Source organism: Roseomonas chloroacetimidivorans (genome assembly GCF_049629625.1).
In the GTDB taxonomy this organism is placed as follows: domain Bacteria; phylum Pseudomonadota; class Alphaproteobacteria; order Acetobacterales; family Acetobacteraceae; genus Roseomonas; species Roseomonas chloroacetimidivorans.
In genome coordinates, this window is record NZ_JBNBZS010000037.1 from 25,460 (window position 1) to 42,810 (window position 17,351).

The window sequence follows — 17,351 nt, forward strand, 5'->3', positions numbered from 1 at the left end:
GATTCGCCGCTAGTCGATGTGGAAGCCCTCGTACCCGTTCTGGGCAACGCGCTCGCAGGTGGCGGTGTAATTCGCGGCTCCCCCGAGATACGGCATGAAGACGCGCGGCTTGCCGGGCACGTTGACGCCCATGTACCAGGAGTTCGCCTTCGGGAAGAGCGAGTTCGCCGCCAGCTCATTCACGTGGGCCACCCACTTCTCCTGGGCTTCCTCGTCGGCCTCGATGGTGTGACCCTGCCTAGCCTGCAGGTGGGCGATGCAGTCGGCGATCCAGTCTACGTGCTGCTCGATCGACGTAACCATGTTGGTGAAGACCGAGGGGCTGCCCGGCCCGGTGATGAGGAACATATTCGGGAAGCCCGCGATGGCCATGCCGAGATAGGTCTTTGGCCCCTCAGCCCAGCGCTCGCGCAGCTTCTCGCCGCGGCGCCCGGTGATGTCGATACGGAGCAGCGCGCCCGTCATTGCATCGAAGCCGATGGCCAGCACCAAGATATCCAGCGGGTACTCCCGGTCTGAGGTGCGGACGCCATGGGCCGTCACAGCCTCGATCGGCTCGCTCCGGACATCGACGAGGGCCACGTTTTCGCGGTTGAAGGTTTCGAAATAATTCGTGTCCACGCAGATGCGCTTGCCGCCGATGCCATAGTCCTGCGGCATGAGCTTCCTCGCCGTCTCCGGGTCTCGCACAATCGCGGCGATGCGCGCCTTCACGAAATCCGAGGCATGGCGATTCACCTCCGGATCGGTGGTCATGTCCGTATAGGCGTACATGAAGCCGATGCCGCCCGTGCCCTCCTCGCCGCGCCAGCGCCGCTCGAACTCCCGCTCCCGCTCCTCCGCCGCAACGTCTCGGCCAGACACGAGGCCTGCATTGTTGAGCGTATTGTTGCGCGTCTTCCTTGCCGCCGCACGCCGCTCTCGGTAGTGCTCCTTCCATTCGCGCTCGTAGTCGGGATCCATCGGACGGTTATTTGCCGGGATGGAGTAGTTGGGCGTGCGCTGGAAGACGGTGAGGCTCCGCGCCTGCTCGGCCAGATGCGGCGTGGCCTGGATGCCCGAGGACCCCGTGCCGATCAACCCGACCCGCTTTCCGGTCAGGTCCACGCCGTCACCGGGCCAGTCGGAGGTGCGGTACACCGGCCCGGCGAACTCCGACAGGCCGGGGATGGAAGGCTCGAGCGGGACGGAGAGGCAGCCGGTCGCCATGATACAGAACGGGGCTACGAACAGCTCGCCGGCCTGCGTCGTCACCGTCCACGTCCGCGTCTCGTCGTCGAAGCGGGCCGCCGTGACGCGGGTCCCAAGCTGGATGTCGCGGCGCAGGTCAAGCCGGTCCGCCACGAAGTGGATGTAGCTGAGGATCTCCGGCTGCGGTGCGTAGATCTGAGACCAGTTCCACTCCTGCTGTATCTCGTCCGAGAAGGAGAAGGAATACTGCATGCTCTCTACGTCGCAGCGGGCGCCGGGGTAGCGGTTCCAGTACCAGGTTCCGCCAATGTCCGCCCCAGCCTCCAGCACGCGGACCGAGTGGCCCTCCTGACGCAGGCGATGAAGCGCGTAGAGGCCCGCGAAGCCTGCGCCGATGACAATCACGTCGTAGGCTGCGGGGTCCTGTCCGAACGCCTTGTATGTTGCCATTGAACGTTACTCCTCCTGTGGCCGGTCTTCTCTGCCGGTCGCGGGATGCTCATACTGCAACTCGTAGTTGATTTGTCAACATCAAGCTACTGTTTGATGTCATGGCTCGCGTGACGGAAAAAACACGTTTGGGATCGGAAGATGTTTGGCCCAACATGATCGGCGACGGAAATCAAAATAGGCGAGAAGTCCTCCCCCCTGATCACCCCTGAGGGCTCTACGAGAGGCGCAGCCGAGACACTGGCTCAGCGGATGGCAAAGGATATCCGGCAGGCAACCCGCAAGCAGTGTTGCCTTGGAAGAAGATCCGGATCGTGCTGGAAGGACTACGCAGGAGCAGAGCATCGCTGCCCTCTGCCAGTGCGAGGAGATCGCCGGAAGCTTCTACTCGCCCAGTCACATAGGCTCTCTGGAGCGGGAAAGCTGCGTCTGCCCAAGAGATCGTGTGCGCCAAGCCCCCCGCTTGAATCGCTGCTCCATTACACTCGGCTGCCCGATTGAATCGTTGACCATTCAACATGGGGTCGCTATCGATGCAGCTCGGATACGATAAAAGCACATGCCAAGACATGGCGGGAGGAAGGTGTGAGGTTTGGAATACGTGCCCGGCGGCGTCCCGGTGCCTGTCACCTGGTGCGATCGAGAACGTCCGCACCGTGCCGCCTGGCACTGGCGAGGCGCAAGGTCCTGGCGGCGCTGCTCGCGGCGCCCGGTCTGGCCACAGCGCAGGAGCCGTCTTCCAAGCCGATCCGGATTATCGTCCCCTACGCGCCGGGCGGCACCACGGACCTGCTGGCCCGGATCCTGGCCGATCATCTCGGGCGGGTCCTCGGAACGGCGGTCGTGATCGAGAACCGCTCCGGCGCTGGCGGGATGCTGGGGACGGAGATTGTCGCCCGCGCTCCGGCGGACGGCCAAACGCTGCTTTTCGCCAATACCGGGCCGATCATTTTCAATCCGCTCCTCTACGCGAAGCTCTCCTACGACCCCGTGGCGGACTTCGCCCCGGTCGCGCGCGTCGCCGAGTTCCCGCTCTTCCTGGTGATCCCTACTTCTATCCCGGCGGACACTCTGCCGAAGTTCCTGGACTGGGCCAGACAGCGGCCGGGGAAGGTGAGCTTCGGCTCGGTCAGCACCGGATCGGTCGCGCACCTGGCCGGGGAGATGCTGAACCGCGCCGCGGGGCTCGACCTCCAGCACGTGCCCTATCGCGGCGGCTCTCAGGCGCTGACGGACCTCATCGCAGGCAACACACAGCTCTTCTTCTCCACCGGCCTTGAGGCGCGACCGCATGTCGAGGCCGGACGCATCCGCGTGCTCGCGACGACCGCGCATAGCCGCATGCAGACGACGCCCGACGTGCCGACCTTCCGCGAGCTTGGGATGCCGACCCTCGACTTCGCGTCCTGGTTCGGCCTGATGCTCCCGCGCGCAACGCCGCTGTCAGTGCGGGACCGTCTCGCCGCCGCGGTGCGCGGCATCATGGCGCAATCGGAGGTAAGCCGCGCCATCCTCGACGTCTCCGCCATCCCGGTGGTCGAGACGCCCGAGGCGTTCGAGCGGGTCCTCGAGAAGGAGCGGCGCCGCTGGGCGCCGATCGTCAGCGCCGCGGGTGTGCGGATAGAGTGATGGGACCTCGCGACGGGCCGGTCGTGGAGGCGATGTGTTCAGCGGGATGGGGCAGGACGGGATGATCGATGCGGGAAGCGTGGAGGCCCGTTCACGGCGTTCGGAGGCGGAGGGAAGCTTCCCCTTCGCCGGGTCGCTCATGCGGCTCGGCGGATGTGTGGCGCTCGACGGACGGGTGAGCTGGGCGCCGCGGCTGCCCGGACACTACCAGCCGGTGAGTTGCTACGTCGCGCGGCAGGGGGAGAGGCCCGTCCTCGTTGATACGGGGATCGCTCTTCACCGGGACGCCGTCCTGCGGCAGCTCGATGCCGTTATCCCCCCCGGGCGACCCCTCACGACCTTCCTGACGAGGACCGAGCTGGAATGCACGGGGAACCTCGGCGCGCTCCACGCTGCGGGGCGGATCGCGCGGATCGTCAATGCCGGCGCCATCGGGCCCTTCGATGCCTTCGACGACGCGCTTGAGGGATCGGTCCCGATGTCGCTGATCCCGCTCGGCACCGGCTCCTTCGCAGCGGTGGACGAGGCGGAGACCCTCTATGTCATCCCGGCATTCATCCGGATGTTGTCGACCATGTGGGTCTTCGACGCGACGAGCCGGACCCTCTTCAGCACCGACTTCTTTGGGCACACCTCGGTGGCGTCGCCGCGGGACCCCGCCGTGATCGGCAGCCTGACGGAGGATAGGACGAGCCGCGAGTCCGCCCGGGCGCATCTCCTCGCCAAGTTCTGGTGGCTGCCGCGGGCCCGGACATCCGCCATGCGCAACTGGCTCGCCGGAATTTTCGACCGGTTCGACGTCGAGATCATCGCGCCGACGCATGGCTGCATCCTCTCCGGGCGGCCGGTTGTGCGGCGGCACCTGGAGCTGATGCTGCGGCTTCTACGAGAGATGGAGGAGGACCGGTGATGCCCGGCCATGAGGGCGTACACCACTTCCCGCGCGAGATCGCGCCGGGAATCCTGTGGTTCGGCAACTGCCTTCGGATCACGATGGGCGGAGAAGTTTTTCACTCGCATCTCGGGGTGTACCTGCTCAAGGGGAACGAGAAGACCCTACTCGTCGATACGGGCATGACTCGGCACTGGAAGTCCATGCGGCGACAGATTGACCGCGCGCTCGATGGACGGAGCCTGGATTACGTCTTCCCGACTCATCCCGAGGTGCCGCACTGCTCAAACATCCCGAACCTGCTGGACCATTATCCCGGCAGTCGCGTTGTTGGGGACGTGCGCGATTACCACCTCTACTATCCCGAATATGCCGATCGGTTTGGCGAGATGGGGGCAGGCGACGTAATTGATCTCGGCGGCCAGAGAGTCGTCTTCGTCCCGGCCGTCATCCGTGACCTGCCGAGCAGCCTCTGGGCCTATGAGGAGACGCGGCAGGTGATGTTCGTGGCCGACGGCTTTGGCTTCGCTCATGCCGGGTCCGACGACCCGTCGCGGGACGATCCCCTGCACCGGCCGGGCGAGTGCGCCTTGACCAGCGAGGAGATCATCGACGGGCTGCAGGTGGGCCGCGGCGAGTTCGTCGTGCGCGCGGCCCTGTACTGGAGCCGTTTCGTCGATCCTGCCCCGCTCTTCGCCGAGATGCGCGACCTCCTCACGGCTCATCCGGCCACCATCATCGCCCCGGCACACGGCAACGTGGTGGTAGACGTGCCGAGGACTCTTCCGATCGCGCAGCAGACCCACGCCAATGCCTTCGGGGGCGCCTTCCCGAGCAGCGCCGCCGTTCCCGTCCCGAGAGTTCTGTAGGCCGAGCCCCAGCACCTCAGGGTTGGCGGCGCCCGTCGCATAGTCGGCGCACGGGCTCGAAAGAAGCTTGTATTGCAAGCCCGAAAGCGTGATGCGACAGCCCATCGAGGCAGCCCAGAGGATCACTTCGGCCGCGAACTGTCGCCCCTTGAAGGCCAGCTTCCGCTGATCTGACCCAGCCGCCGTCGTCCCGCCATGCCGAACCATGGCCCCGGCCAGCAGCAGGCGCATTCGCTGCAGCAGAGCCCCGCGAGGTGACCGGCCGCTCCCCCATGGCGCTGACCCACGAGCGGCTGCTGGCCGAGGTACGGCGGATGCTGATCCACAGGGCGCGCAGCGTCTCCGGCGTCGCCTACGAGCTGGGCTTCGAGCCCCGCGGAACCAGCCGGCGCCGAATTTAAGGTGTAAGCGAGGCCACGAGACCCTTGGCGCTCTGAGGTGAGGGTCAGCCCGGGTTGGGAGTGGCCCAGCACCAGGGCATGAGCTCGTCGATGCGGCTCTCGGGCCAGCCGCCGACGAGGCGGGTGAGCACGTCGGTAAGGTAGCGCTGCGGAGCGGCGCCGTTGAGCTTGCACGTTTCCACGAGAGAGGCGACCGCGGCCCAGCGGGTCCCCCCGTCATCGCCGGAGGCGAACAGGGCGTTCTTGCGGGAGAGGCAGAGGGGACGGATGGCGCGCTCGACGGTGTTGTTGTCGAGTTCGATCCGCCCGTCGTCGAGGAACCGCACGAGGGGGCGGCTCTTTTCCTGGCGGGCGACGCGGCGGACGTCGGGCGGCTCGCCCCGCACCTCCGCCTCGACGGCGTAGAGGGCAGCGATGCGGCGCAGCGCCTCCGCCGCGATTGGCGCCGTCTTCCCCCGCGCGAGCGGGACGAATTCGCGACGCACATGCGACCAGCAGAACGCGAGTGTCATGGCGCCCTTGGAGGCGATCGCCTTGTAGACGCCGTAGCCGTCGCACTGGACTATGCCGCCATAGTCCCGGAGCAGGTCCTTTCCGTACTCGGCCCCGCGGCCCGGGGCGTAGCGGAACACGACGGCGGGTGGATCCCTCCCGCCCCAAGGGCGGTCGTCGCGCGCGATCGCCCAGGCGTAGCCCTTCTTCGTCTGGCCTCGTCCTGGGTCGAGCACCGGCATCGTCGTCTCGTCGGCGAACAGCCGGGGCGAGGCGAGGAGGAGCTCGTGCATGCGCCGGACCACCGGCACGACCTCGTGGGCGGCGGTGCCGGTCCAGTCCGCGAGCACCTCGCGCCCAATCTCGGTGCCTTGACGCAGCAGGATCTGCGACTGGCGATACAAGGGCAGGTGATCCGCGTAGCGCGACACCAGCACATGGGCAACGGTGGCCTCCGTCGGCACCCCGCCCTCGATCAGGCGGGGTGGCGCGGGCTCCTGCAGCACGGTGCCGGGGCAGGCGCGGCAGGCGAGTTTCGGGCGGCGGGTCACGAGGACCCGGAACTGCGCCAGGATCACGTCCAACCGTTCCGACGTGTCGGCCCCGATCTCGACGAGCGGGCCCTGACAGCAAGGGCAGGTCGTCGCCTCCGGCGCGAGCACCACCTCGATGCGGGGCAGGTGAGCGGGCAGCCGCCCGCGCCCGGCGCGGCGTCGCTGAACCGTTCCCGCCTTCTGACCCAGCGAGGACTTGCCCGCCTCGGCCGCGGCCTCGGCGATGGAGGCCTCAACTTCCTCGAACGCGAGCTGCAGCTGATCCTGGGGCAGCCGTTCGGACCTCTTCCCGAACTGCATGCGCCGGAGCTTCTCCAGCAGGTGGCGCAACCGCTCGTTCCGCTCCGCCAGCGCGTCCCGCTCGGCAACCACCGCGACGAGGAGCGCGCGCAACGCCGCAGGGTCGTCGGGGAGGCTCGCCAGGTCGACGTCGGCCGCGCGCATCGCCCGCCGATTCTATGCAGCAGCCGTCGGTCTGGGAAGCCGTTTCGGTGCGCCGACGCGCGACCAATCGAAGCCGTCGAACAGCGCCGCGAACTCGACCGGTGTCATCCGCATGACCCCGTCCACCACCGGCGGCCAACGGAACGCGCCGCCCTCCAGTTGCTTCCAGACGAGCACCAGGCCAGACGTGTCCCAGGTCAGGATCTTGACCCGGTCCGCGCGCCGCGACCGGAACACCAGCACCACGCCCGAGAACGGGTCCTCGCCGAGCACCTCGGCCGCGAACGCCGCGAGCCCGTGCGCGCCCTTGCGGAAATCCACGGGCTGGGTCGCCAGCAGGATGCGCGCGCCCACCGGGAGCGCGATCATGCCTCGAGCGCCGCGGCCAGCCGCGCCACTGCCGCCACGTCCGCCTCACCCCCGACGCGCAGCACGCGGCCGTTCCGCAGCACCACCTCGATCGCCGCCCCCACCGTCTCCCGCATCGGCGGCGTGATCGCCTCCGGCGTCACCACCTCAGCGCTCGGGCCGACGATCAGCGGCACGAGCCCCGGCGGACGTCGGGCCGTCTTGTGCTTCACGGGCCGCCCCTCGGCCTCGCGCCGCCAGCGGTGGATCAGGCTCGGCGAGATCCCGTGCCGCTGCGCCACCTCCAGCACCCGCGCCCCGGGCTCCGCGGCCTCCGCCAGGAACGACGCCTTCTCCTCGGCCGTGTAGTCCCGCCGCGCCCCGCGCGTGACAATCTCGACCCGCTCCATCGCTCCAGTGCCAGCACCGGTGCTGGCACTCGTGCTCGCTACCCATCGCGCCATCGTCACACCCTCCGCGACGACCTACCTCGCGGGATCAGCAGCGACGATCAAGAGGGGTCGTCACGCCGCGCTTACTTTAAGGCATTCGCAATGCGAGATGCACGAAGCTGCTGCTCGCGCTCAGGGAACCGTCTGCGCCGACAGGTCATGCGCGGCCTCGGGCGCCAGCGCTCCGCCCAGGGCGCCACTCCTCGCAAGAGCGGCAATCTGCTCCTTCGAGTAGCCAAGCACTTGGCGCAGGATCTCACCGTTGTGCTCACCAACCGTTGGCGCGGGACGAGGGTCCGCGATAGGTGTTTCCGAGTAGCGGATAGGCAATCTGATGTTGGGTATCCAGCCCGCTTCGGGATGTTGCACGCGTCCGACGATGCCGCGCTCCCGTGCCTCTCCCGAGCGTAGGGCCTCGCCAAGACTCCGGACCTCGCCGCAGGGGATAGATGCGGCACGCATCTTCTCTTGCCAGTAGGACCAGGGATGGCGGATGAAGATCGCCTCGAGGGTCTCGAAAAGTTCCGCCTGCCGCGCCAACCGCCCATTTCGCCGGGACAGCGTCGGATCCGTGGCCAGATCGGGTCTTTCCAGGACGTCTTCCATTAGGCGGTGGAAGATCCGGTCGTTGCCGCAGTTGATGTAGAAGGGCTTGTCCGACGACATGAAGACGCCGGAGGGGCATGTGTCCGGGCTCGTGTTGCCGTGGCGCTGCGGCTCAGCGCCTGTGACCAGATACTGCAGAGCGGCGTAGCCCGTCATGAGCACTGCGTTGTCGAAAAGCGCGACTTCCACGTACTGCCCAGCCCCCGTGCGAACGCGGGCGAGGAGCGCGCCGAGAATGGCGTTGCATGCCATCATAGCCGTGCTGATGTCCATCACCGGGGAAAGGCTTCGGACGCCGGGGCGGTCACCGTAACCGTTCATGGAGATGTAGCCACTCTCCGCTTGAACGATCGGGTCGAAGCCGAGCCGGTCGGAGAATGCCCCCTCTCGGCCGTAGGCTGAGACCGAGCAGTAGATAAGGCGGGGGTTGATGGCCTTGCAACTCTCGTAGTCCAGGCCCAACCGCTTCATTACGCCGCTGGAGAAGTTCTCTACCAGAACGTCGGCGTCCGCGATCAGGTCGCGGACGATGGACAGACCCTCCGGGGATTTGAGGTTGACCGACACGCTCCGCTTGTTGCGGTTGCTCCACGCGAAGGGTGCACCGATCGATTCCACGCCGGGCACGGAGGGCGGGTAATAGCGGAACTCATCGCCGCGGCCTGGCGCCTCAATCTTGATGACGTCGGCACCCATGTCGCCCAGTATCATCGTGGCGAACGGGCCCGCGAGGAAGTGACTGAGGTCGACGACGCGCGTTCCCTGAAGAGCCAGAGGCATACCGGCTGGCCGCGGCGAAACATCCGGGAGATCCGCTGCGGAAAAATATTTCTCTGCCATGAACGTCCCCGTGCCTTGCTGCGGCAATGTGGCACCTATGGACGGTCCAAATCAAGAATGTGGGTCTGATTTTTCGGAGGTGTGGAACGGCCGATTTAACGGATTGACCATTGACCCCCTGAGCGCGCGGATCACAGGATCGATGCAGCAAAAAGGCATGGTGTGCGCAGGGTAAGTTCTGACCTCGCCTGCGGGAGGCGGCGGTGAGAAGAATAGAGAGATCTTCGCGGCGGCTCTGTGCTGTTTGCCCCTCGCGGCAGCAGGGAGCGGGTGGCCCGACCGTCCGGTCCGCGTCGTCGTCCCTTTCGCACCGGGCGGGACAGCGGATCCGCTGGCTCGCATAGTCGCGAACGAGCTCGCCGTCCGCATGGGGCAGCCCTTCGTCACCGAGAACCGGAGCGGGGCGAACGGCGTGGTCGGAGGTCGGCTGGTCGCCGCGGCGCCACCCAACGGCTACACTCTGCTATTGCCGGGCTGGTCGATGCTGGTCGCCAGCCCCCACCTGCAGGCCGATCTCGGCTACGATCCGCTCCGCAGCTTCGCGCCGGTCTGCGGCCTCGCGGTCATCGACTTCCTCCTCGTCGTCCGGCCCGAGCTGGGCATCCGGACGCTCGATCAGTTCCTCGAACATGCGCACGCTCGGCCGGACACCCTGACCTGCGGATCCTCCGGCATTGGTAGCTCCATCCATCTCGGGGGTGAACTCTTCAATCGCCTTGCCGGGCTGAAGACGGTGCATATTCCCTATCGTGGCTCCGCCCCTGCCCTGACGGACCTCGTCGCCGGCAAGATTGACTACATGTTCGATTCCGGCGTCTCGGCCGGCTTTGTCCGCGACGGGCAGCTCGTCGCGCTCGGCGTGGCGGAGGCTGAGCGCCGGGCGGATCTCCGCGATGTCCCGACCTTTCGCGAGTTGGGCTACCCGGCGGCGGACCAGCTCGTCTCGCACTTTCCGCTCCTCGCACCAGCCGGGACGCCCGATGCGGTCGTGCAAAGCCTCGGGGAGCATGTCTCCGCGTGCCTGCAGGAACCGCGCCTGCAGGGGCTGATCCGGGCAAGCAGCCTGCGCCCCGGCTTCCTAGGCCCCGATGCGGTGAGGCAGGCCATGGCGGACGACTTCTCGGCCTTCGGCGGGCTGATCCGGCAGCTCGGCATCGAGGCGAGCTGAACGCATCACCGCGCGCCCATCAGAGGACACTGAAAATAGCATGCCGGAGACCCCGCCGCTGCGTCGATTGCTCGACCTGTCCGAGATCCACGGCCTCAAGGCCCGGTACTGCCGCTGCATTGACACGAAGCAGTGGCGGGCGCTGGAGGAGCTGTTCACGGTCGATGCCCGTTTCGAGGGCTTCGGCTCGGCCCCGACGGGCGCGAACCGGGAGACCTTCGTCGCGGGCGTCAGCACCCGGCTCGCCGACGCGGTCTCCGTCCACCACTGCCGTATGCCGGAAATCGAGTTTATCGGCCCGGACGAGGCGCGCGGGATCTGGGCCATGGAGGACTACGTCGACTTCCCCCGGGGCCGGGACGTGGCGGAGGCGCCCGGGCAGCGCGGTTACCGGGGCTACGGCCATTACGAGGAGGCCTATCGCCGCGATGGCGAGACCTGGCGGTTCACCTTCCTGCGGCTCACGCGGCTCCGCATCGACGCCGTGTCCCAGGCGGACCCGCCGCCGCGCCCCGGCCGGCTGTCCGCCTCAACCGGCTGGCTGGGGCACGGAGCCTAGCCCATCGAGAGGCCCCCGCCCTTCGGCATTCCAGGGCCGGCTGGTGGGAGAGCGAGCGACGCGGCGTGCCTGGACCATCGACACGCAGCAGGAGAGGGGCCGTCGATGAGCGACAGCAACAGGATAGTCCTTGGCGTCAATGGGCGCCGGCCCAGGGACGTGGCGGCCCCGCACCCGACAGGCCTGGCCGGGCGGTTGCGGCGTCGGGCTCTGCTTCGATCCACGCGAGGGCGGTGGCCCTCCCCTCGCCGGCTTCCTCGACCAGCAGTCGGAGCTGTGGGCCGCGGCGCTGCGGGAGACAGGCATCCGGATCGAGTGACGCCGCGCCGTTGCGCCGGGCGGGTTGACGTGCCGGAGCCATCGGGACCATGCTAAATGGACGGTCCAATGGACATCGCTGGACGCGTCCGGCGGGCACGGGAGGAACAGCGCGTGACGGATCGGAGCCTGAGGGGCAGGGTGGCCATCGTCGGCATCGGCGAAAGCAGCTACTACAAGCACGGGCGATCCCCTGAGCCGGAGTTCAAGCTCGCCCTGCGGGCCATCATCGCCGCCTGCCGCGACGCGGGGCTGGATCCGCACGAGATCGACGGCTTCGCCTCCTTCAGCGACGACCGCAATGACTCCTCGCGCCTCGCCACCGCGCTCGGCATCCGCGAGTTGCGGCTCTCCTCCATGCAGTGGGGGGGCGGCGGAGGCGGCACGGCCGGCGCAGTGGCCAACGCCGCCGCCGCGATTCAGGCCGGGCTGGCCGACCGCGTCATCGTCTTCCGCGCGCTCGCCCAGGGGCAGTTCGCCCGCTACGGCCAGGGCGGCATGGCGAACGCGAAGGTGCCTACCGTGTCCGGCGACCATGCCTTCTCCCTGCCCTATGGTGCCGTGTCCCCTGCCCAGCGCTTCGCGATGAAGGCGCGTCGCTTCATGCACGAGCACGGGGTGGAGCAGGGGGCGCTGCGCGCCATCGCCCTCGCCTCCTACCACCACGCCCAGGCGAACCCGCGCGCGATTATGTATGGCAGGCCACTGGACGAGGCCGCCTATGACGCATCGCGCTGGATCGTCGAACCCTTCCACCTCTACGACAGCTGCCTCGAGAATGATGGCGCGGCGGCGGTGCTGCTGGTTCCGGCGGAGCACGCGAAGGATTTCCCGAACCGCCCCGCCTACCTGCTCGGCGCGGTGCAAGGCTCGGATCACCGCTGCGCGGCCACCGGGCACAACGCCCCGAACTACGCCAGCGCGAGCTTCGCGAGCGTCGCCCCTAACCTCTACCGCATGGCCGGACTCGGGCCGAAGGACGTGGACGTCGTGCAGGCCTACGAGAACTTCACCGGCGGCGTCCTCATGGCGCTGGCCGAGCACGGCTTCTTCCGGCCAGAGGAGGCGAACGACTTTCTCCGCCCGGAGAACCTCCTCGCCGGCTCCGGCCGGCTGCCGCTCAACACCAGCGGCGGGCACCTGGCGGAGTGCTACATGCACGGCGCCAACCTCGTGACCGAAGCGGTGCGCCAGATCCGCGGTACCTCCACCAGTCAGGTGGCGGGCGCAGAGGTCTCCATGATGATTGCGGGCCCGATGGTGACGCCCGTCAGCAGCCTCATTCTGGGCTCGGAGGCCACCCTGTGACGTCCGCGAAAAGCTATCTTCCCCCCGGCCTGCCCATCCCGGTTCCCGAGCGCGACGGGCTGAGCGAGCCCTTCTGGTCCGGGCTGCGCAAGGGCGTCCTGCGCGTGCAGCGGTGCGAGGGCTGCGGCGAGCTGCAGTTCGGGCCGGAGTGGATCTGCCACCGCTGTCACAGCTTCGAGCTCGGCTGGCAGGCGGTGGCGCCACACGGACGGATCTACAGTTGGGAGCGGTCCTGGCACCCCGTCCACCCCTCCCTGAAGGAGGCAGTGCCCTACCTCGTCGTGTTAGTGGAGCTGCCGGAGGCCGGGAACATCAGGCTGCTGGGGAACCTTCTGGGTCCGCCCGAGCAGCCGGTTCCGATCGGCGCGGCAGTGAAGGGCGTCTTCGAGCACCACGAGGACGCAGATCCTCCCTTCTCGCTCCTGCAATGGCGGCTGGCCGGAAGCTGACCTTGGTCACCGCGCACACTAACGAAACCGCCTTCGACGTCGTCATCCTCGGTTCCGGTGCGGGCGGCATGGCTGCGGCCCTGTTCTGCGCGCTGCGCGGCCTCCGGCCCGTGGTGGTGGAGAAGGCGGCGGTGGTCGGCGGAACCACCGCCCTCTCCGCCGGGACGAGCTGGATCCCCGGAACCGTCCACGCATCGGAGGTCGGGGCGGAGGATTCACCCGATCGGGTCCGAACCTACCTGCGCGCGGCGCTCGGTCCGCTGCTCGACGAGGCGAAGCTGGACGCGTTCCTCGCACACGGCCCCGCCGCCGTCGCGGAGCTCGCGGCCCGGACCGAGGTGAAGTTCCGCGCCCGCCCGTACCATCCGGACTACATGTCCGAACTGGACGGCGCCGTGCTGAAGGGCCGCGCGCTGGAGCCGCTGCCGCTGGACGGCCGGCGGCTTGGCAGTGATCTCGCGCTGATGCGCCCGCCCCTGCCGGAACTCACCCTCCTCGGCATGATGCTGGGCCCGGACGACCTGCGGCACATGCTGCGGGCCACGAGCTCGCCCCGCTCGGCCCTTCACGCGCTGCGGCTGCTGGCGCGCCATGCGGTGGACCGCGCGCGCCACCCGCGCGGCACCGGCCTCCTCCTGGGCAACGCCCTCTGCGGGCGGTTGCTGCTCTCCCTGCGGCTCCTTGGAGTGCCGGTCTGGACCCAGACGCGCGCCACGGGGCTCCTCGGCGATGGCGAGAGGGTGGAGGGCGTGAAGATGGAACGAGAGGGGCGCCGAATCCGAGTCACGGCGCACCGCGCCGTCATCCTCGCGACCGGTGGCTTCGCCCACTCGCCAGAACTGCGCCCACGCCTGCTTCCGCCGCCGCTGCCGGACCATACCGCGGTGCCTCCCGAGGTGAGCGGGGATGGGATGCGGATGGCGCTGGACCGCGGGGCGGCGCTGGGCGCGAGCCACGGCAACGGGTCCTTCTGGGCCCCTGTTTCTGTCCACCCCCGGCGGGACGGGTCCACCGCAGTCTATCCCCACTTCTTCCTCGACCGCGGCAAGCCCGGCGTGATCGCCGTGGACGGCTCCGGCCGCCGCTTCGTGAACGAGGCCACCTCCTACAACGGCTTCGTGCGCGGCATGTACGAGGCGAACGCCGTCAATGCGGCTATTCCCTGCCACCTGATCGCCGATTCGCGCGCTCTGCGCGCCTACGGCCTCGGCATGGTACTGCCGGGCGGCTGGCGGCTGCGGCGCCTGCTGGCCGAGGGTTATGTAAGGCGGGCGGAGACGCTGGATGATCTGGCGCGGCAGCTGGCGATCGATCCAGCCGCGCTGACGGAGACGGTCGTGCGCTTCAACGGGCACGCGCGGCTAGGCGAGGATCCGGACTTCGCCCGGGGCGCCACGGCGTCCAACCACGTCCTCGGCGATCCGGCCCACCGCCCGAACCCCTGCCTCGGCCCGATGGAGAGAGCCCCCTTCTACGCCCTGGCACTGCACCCCGGGATCAACGGCACCCATGCCGGTCTGCGCACGGACATCGCGGGACGCGTCCTGCGCGCGGACGGAACGGCCTTTGCCAATCTCTACGCCTGCGGCAACGACATGAGCTCCCTTATGGCGGACCGCTATCCCGGCCCCGGCATCACCATCGGACCCGCCATCGCCTTCGCGCACGCGATCGCGGAGCACCTGGCGGCGAATGTTTCCGCTTGATTGGACCGTCCATTGAGATGCAGTATCGGCCCCGCCATGCCGAGAACGGGCTAGGCCGACAATAAGCACGCAGGGGGAAGCATGGGTTCGGGAGAGGAGCCGCGCGGGCAGGCGCACGGCCTTGCACGCCCGCGGACGGGGCGGCGAGGGATTCTCGCCGCGGCAGGCCTGCTGGCCGGCGGGCCCCTCGTCCAAGCCGCTCGCGCGCAGGACCCTTCCGCCCTTCCGGACGGGCCCATCCGCATCGTCGTGCCGTTAGGCGCCGGCGGCGGGATCGACGCCTGGACGCGGATGATCGCCGAGCGGCTCGCCCCCGTCTGGCGCGTGCCCGTGGTGGTGGACAACCGGTCGGGCGCCAACGGGGCGATCGGCGCCGCGGCCGTCGCCAACGCCGCGCCGACCGGCCAGACCCTCCTCTTCTCCCACAGCGCCGTCGTCTTGACGCCGCTCCTGCAGCGCAACGTACCCTACCGGTTGGCGCAGCTCGCGCCGATGCAGTTCCTGGCCGACCTCCCCATGGCGCTCGGGGTCGCGCGGCGGGAGACAGACAGCCTGCCCGGGCTGATCGCCCTGGCGAAGGCGCGGCCGGGGAGGGTCGCCTACGCGTCCTACGGCACGGGCTCCGCCTCCCACATCGTTGGCGAGATGCTCCAGCGCAACGCCGGCATTCGCCTCGTCCACGTTCCCTTCCGCGGCGAGGCGGACGCAGCGACCGCCCTGATCGGCGGGCAGGTCACAGCGGCCTTCGTCTCGGTCGGCGCGGTGGAGCGGTTCCAGGAGCAAATGGCCTTCGCCGCCCTCGCGGGCCCTGCTCGCCTCGAGCGCCATCCGGAGGTGCCGACCTTCGCGGAGCTGGGCGTGGCGGATGCCGCGCTCTCGGGCTGGATGGGCGTCTTCGCTCCGGCAGGTTCGCCGGCCCCGCTCCTGCAGCGCATGGCGGCGGATATCCGGCAAGTCCTCACGCAGGAGGAGGTCGCGCGGAAGGCGCGCGACTTCGGCTTCGAACCGCGCCCCGGCGGCGGCCCGCCCTTCGACGCCTTCGTGCGCGAGCAGTCTGGGCAGTGGACCGCCGCGCTGAAGGAAACCGGGATCAGTATCGAGTAGGGGGCCAGGAATGAACAAAGTGGCGACGGAAGCGAAGCTGAGCGAGGCGGTGCTGATCGACGGCGCCAGCCGGTCCATGTGCTCGGTCCGGCACCGCGCGGCGCGGGCCGCGGCCGGCCTGATCGCGCTCGGCGTGAGAGAGGGCGACGCGGTGGGCCTGCTGTTGCGCAACGACTTCGCCTTCCTCGAAGCGTCGATCGCCGCGACCGAGATCGGTGCCTACCCGCTGCCCGTGAACTGGCACCTCGTGCCGGCTGAAGTGGAGTACATCCTGCAGGACGCGGCGCCACGCGTCCTCATCGCCCATGCCGACCTCCTGGCCGCGATCCGCCACGTCGTGCCGGCCGGCACGCCCCTTCTCACCGTGCCCACCCCGGAGCCCATGCGCGCGGCCTACCACCTGGCGGAGGAAGCCGGGCGCCCCGCTTCGGGCGACACCGAGTGGGAGGCCTGGTGCGACGGCTTCGAGCCCTGGCCGGGGCCGCCGCGCCGCCCCCGCGCGACGATGATCTACACCTCCGGCACCACCGGCCAGCCGAAGGGCGTCCGCCGGGAGGCGGCAAGCCCGGAGATGGCGGAAGCCAACCGTGCCCTCATCGCCTCCACCTACGGCGTGCGCCCGGGCATGCGCGCCTATATCGGCGGGCCGCTCTACCACGCGTCCCCCAACGCCTTCGGCCGCATGTCCGTGGGCATCGGCGACCTGCTCGCGATGCAGTCGCGCTTCGACGCCGAGGGCCTTCTCGCGCTGATCGAGCGCCAGCGCCTCACGCACCTCGTCATGGTGCCCGCCATGTTCGTGCGGCTAATGAAGCTGCCGGAGGAGGTACGGAGGCGCTACGACGTCTCCTCGCTTGAGTGGGTCACCCACACGGGATCCCCCTGCCCGCCCGAAGTGAAGCGCGCGCTCATCGCGTGGTGGGGGCCTGTCGTCCACGAGCTATACGGCGGCACGGAGACGGGGGCTGCCGTGCACTGCAACTCGGAGGAGTGGCTCGCCCATCCCGGGACGGTCGGGCGCCCCGTCCCCGGCACCACGCTGCGGATCCTGGGCGAGGACGGGAGCGAAGTCGCCCCCGGCACGCCGGGCGAGATCTTCATGCGGTGCAGCGCCTACACCGACTTCACCTACCACAACCTTCCAGAGAAGCGGCGAGAGGTGGAGCGGGATGGACTCATCACCTGTGGCGACATCGGCTATATCGACGAGGACGGTTTCCTCTACCTATGCGACCGCAAGCGGGACATGATCATCGTTGGCGGCGTCAACATCTACCCCGCCGAGATCGAGTCCGCGCTGCTGCAGCACCCCGGCGTGCGCGACTGCGCGGTCTTCGGCGTGCCCGACGACGAGCTGGGCGAGTCCATCATGGCGATCGTGGAGCCCGCGGGCACGGGCCTGACCCCGGAGGAGCTGCTGGGCTTCCTCGGCCCGCGCATCGCCCGCCAGAAGCACCCGCGCCACATCCGCTTCGAGGCCGCGTTGCCGCGCGAGGAGAGCGGAAAGATCTTCAAGCGCAAGCTCCGCGAGCCGTACTGGGCCGCGCGCGCCCGCGCCATCTGACCAGCCC

17 protein-coding genes are annotated in these 17,351 nt (G+C 68.8%); 12 read left to right on the top strand and 5 right to left on the bottom strand.

Annotated features, from left to right (window positions below):
• Positions 1-9 precede the first annotated feature (9 nt).
• Positions 10-1,641, bottom strand: coding sequence for a flavin-containing monooxygenase (locus ACO1BU_RS22975; RefSeq protein ID WP_424138294.1), 1,632 nt, complete (start codon positions 1,639-1,641; stop codon positions 10-12).
• A 633-nt stretch (positions 1,642-2,274) separates the two neighbouring features.
• Here ACO1BU_RS22975 and ACO1BU_RS22980 point away from each other — a divergent pair.
• From ACO1BU_RS22980 to ACO1BU_RS22995, 4 genes are all read left to right on the top strand, one after another.
• Positions 2,275-3,270, top strand: a complete 996-nt coding sequence (locus ACO1BU_RS22980) for a Bug family tripartite tricarboxylate transporter substrate binding protein (protein WP_424138295.1) — start codon at positions 2,275-2,277, stop codon at positions 3,268-3,270.
• Positions 3,271-3,304: 34 nt separating this feature from the next.
• Positions 3,305-4,180, top strand: a complete 876-nt coding sequence (locus ACO1BU_RS22985) for an MBL fold metallo-hydrolase (RefSeq protein ID WP_424138296.1) — start codon at positions 3,305-3,307, stop codon at positions 4,178-4,180.
• Positions 4,180-5,031, top strand: coding sequence for an MBL fold metallo-hydrolase (locus ACO1BU_RS22990; protein ID WP_424138297.1), 852 nt, complete (start codon positions 4,180-4,182; stop codon positions 5,029-5,031). Before ACO1BU_RS22985 ends, ACO1BU_RS22990 begins: the two co-directional genes overlap by 1 nt.
• Before the next feature lie 272 nt (positions 5,032-5,303).
• A complete protein-coding gene (locus ACO1BU_RS22995; protein WP_424138298.1) occupies positions 5,304-5,432 on the top strand; it encodes a hypothetical protein in 129 nt (42 codons plus the stop codon).
• Between the two features lie 44 nt (positions 5,433-5,476).
• Here the strand turns inward: ACO1BU_RS22995 and tnpC are convergent, their stop codons facing one another.
• The 4 genes from tnpC to ACO1BU_RS23015 all read right to left on the bottom strand — a co-directional run bounded on the left by tnpC (position 5,477) and on the right by ACO1BU_RS23015 (position 9,168).
• On the bottom strand, positions 5,477-6,922 hold the full coding sequence (gene tnpC, locus ACO1BU_RS23000) for an IS66 family transposase (RefSeq protein ID WP_424138299.1): 1,446 nt from the start codon (positions 6,920-6,922) through the stop codon (positions 5,477-5,479).
• A gap of 12 nt (positions 6,923-6,934) precedes the next feature.
• Positions 6,935-7,291, bottom strand: coding sequence for an IS66 family insertion sequence element accessory protein TnpB (gene tnpB / locus ACO1BU_RS23005; RefSeq protein ID WP_424138300.1), 357 nt, complete (start codon positions 7,289-7,291; stop codon positions 6,935-6,937).
• Complete coding sequence (gene tnpA, locus ACO1BU_RS23010) at positions 7,288-7,734, bottom strand: IS66-like element accessory protein TnpA (protein WP_424138301.1); 447 nt, start codon at positions 7,732-7,734, stop codon at positions 7,288-7,290. Before tnpA ends, tnpB begins: the two co-directional genes overlap by 4 nt.
• A gap of 120 nt (positions 7,735-7,854) precedes the next feature.
• Positions 7,855-9,168, bottom strand: coding sequence for a CaiB/BaiF CoA transferase family protein (locus ACO1BU_RS23015; RefSeq protein WP_424138302.1), 1,314 nt, complete (start codon positions 9,166-9,168; stop codon positions 7,855-7,857).
• A gap of 244 nt (positions 9,169-9,412) precedes the next feature.
• On the opposite strand from ACO1BU_RS23015, the gene ACO1BU_RS23020 reads away from it, so the two are divergent.
• The 8 genes from ACO1BU_RS23020 to ACO1BU_RS23055 all read left to right on the top strand — a co-directional run bounded on the left by ACO1BU_RS23020 (position 9,413) and on the right by ACO1BU_RS23055 (position 17,344).
• Positions 9,413-10,336 (top strand): Bug family tripartite tricarboxylate transporter substrate binding protein, encoded by a 924-nt coding sequence (locus tag ACO1BU_RS23020; RefSeq protein ID WP_424138303.1) that lies wholly within the window; start codon positions 9,413-9,415, stop codon positions 10,334-10,336.
• Between the two features lie 40 nt (positions 10,337-10,376).
• Positions 10,377-10,895 carry a nuclear transport factor 2 family protein gene (locus ACO1BU_RS23025; RefSeq protein WP_424138304.1) on the top strand — a complete coding sequence of 173 codons (519 nt, stop codon included), beginning with the start codon at positions 10,377-10,379 and terminating at the stop codon, positions 10,893-10,895.
• A 139-nt stretch (positions 10,896-11,034) separates the two neighbouring features.
• Entirely contained in the window at positions 11,035-11,214 is a 180-nt protein-coding gene (locus ACO1BU_RS23030; protein WP_424138305.1) for a hypothetical protein, read from the top strand.
• Positions 11,215-11,282: 68 nt separating this feature from the next.
• On the top strand, positions 11,283-12,521 hold the full coding sequence (locus ACO1BU_RS23035) for a thiolase C-terminal domain-containing protein (protein ID WP_424138306.1): 1,239 nt from the start codon (positions 11,283-11,285) through the stop codon (positions 12,519-12,521).
• Entirely contained in the window at positions 12,518-12,970 is a 453-nt protein-coding gene (locus ACO1BU_RS23040) for a Zn-ribbon domain-containing OB-fold protein (RefSeq protein ID WP_424138307.1), read from the top strand. Before ACO1BU_RS23035 ends, ACO1BU_RS23040 begins: the two co-directional genes overlap by 4 nt.
• 2 nt (positions 12,971-12,972) lie before the next feature.
• Positions 12,973-14,676, top strand: coding sequence for an FAD-dependent oxidoreductase (locus ACO1BU_RS23045; protein ID WP_424138308.1), 1,704 nt, complete (start codon positions 12,973-12,975; stop codon positions 14,674-14,676).
• Positions 14,677-14,757: 81 nt separating this feature from the next.
• The gene (locus tag ACO1BU_RS23050; RefSeq protein ID WP_424138309.1) at positions 14,758-15,780 is read left to right on the top strand and encodes a tripartite tricarboxylate transporter substrate binding protein; all 1,023 of its coding nucleotides are present in this window, start codon (positions 14,758-14,760) and stop codon (positions 15,778-15,780) included.
• 10 nt (positions 15,781-15,790) lie between these two features.
• Positions 15,791-17,344 carry an acyl-CoA synthetase gene (locus ACO1BU_RS23055; RefSeq protein WP_424138310.1) on the top strand — a complete coding sequence of 518 codons (1,554 nt, stop codon included), beginning with the start codon at positions 15,791-15,793 and terminating at the stop codon, positions 17,342-17,344.
• Positions 17,345-17,351: the final 7 nt, after the last annotated feature.

Bases quoted from the DNA above. Each gene is read 5' to 3' on its own strand.
- ACO1BU_RS22975 (WP_424138294.1), bottom strand. From the start codon at position 1,641: ATGGCAACATACAAGGCGTTCGGACAGGACCCCGCAGCCTACGACGTG.
- ACO1BU_RS22990 (WP_424138297.1), top strand. From the start codon at position 4,180: ATGCCCGGCCATGAGGGCGTACACCACTTCCCGCGCGAGATCGCGCCG.
- ACO1BU_RS22995 (WP_424138298.1), top strand. From the start codon at position 5,304: ATGGCGCTGACCCACGAGCGGCTGCTGGCCGAGGTACGGCGGATGCTG.
- tnpC (WP_424138299.1), bottom strand. From the start codon at position 6,922: ATGCGCGCGGCCGACGTCGACCTGGCGAGCCTCCCCGACGACCCTGCG.
- tnpB (WP_424138300.1), bottom strand. From the start codon at position 7,291: ATGATCGCGCTCCCGGTGGGCGCGCGCATCCTGCTGGCGACCCAGCCC.
- tnpA (WP_424138301.1), bottom strand. From the start codon at position 7,734: ATGGCGCGATGGGTAGCGAGCACGAGTGCCAGCACCGGTGCTGGCACT.
- ACO1BU_RS23015 (WP_424138302.1), bottom strand. From the start codon at position 9,168: ATGGCAGAGAAATATTTTTCCGCAGCGGATCTCCCGGATGTTTCGCCG.
- ACO1BU_RS23025 (WP_424138304.1), top strand. From the start codon at position 10,377: ATGCCGGAGACCCCGCCGCTGCGTCGATTGCTCGACCTGTCCGAGATC.
- ACO1BU_RS23030 (WP_424138305.1), top strand. From the start codon at position 11,035: ATGGGCGCCGGCCCAGGGACGTGGCGGCCCCGCACCCGACAGGCCTGG.
- ACO1BU_RS23035 (WP_424138306.1), top strand. From the start codon at position 11,283: ATGGACATCGCTGGACGCGTCCGGCGGGCACGGGAGGAACAGCGCGTG.
- ACO1BU_RS23050 (WP_424138309.1), top strand. From the start codon at position 14,758: ATGGGTTCGGGAGAGGAGCCGCGCGGGCAGGCGCACGGCCTTGCACGC.
- ACO1BU_RS23055 (WP_424138310.1), top strand. From the start codon at position 15,791: ATGAACAAAGTGGCGACGGAAGCGAAGCTGAGCGAGGCGGTGCTGATC.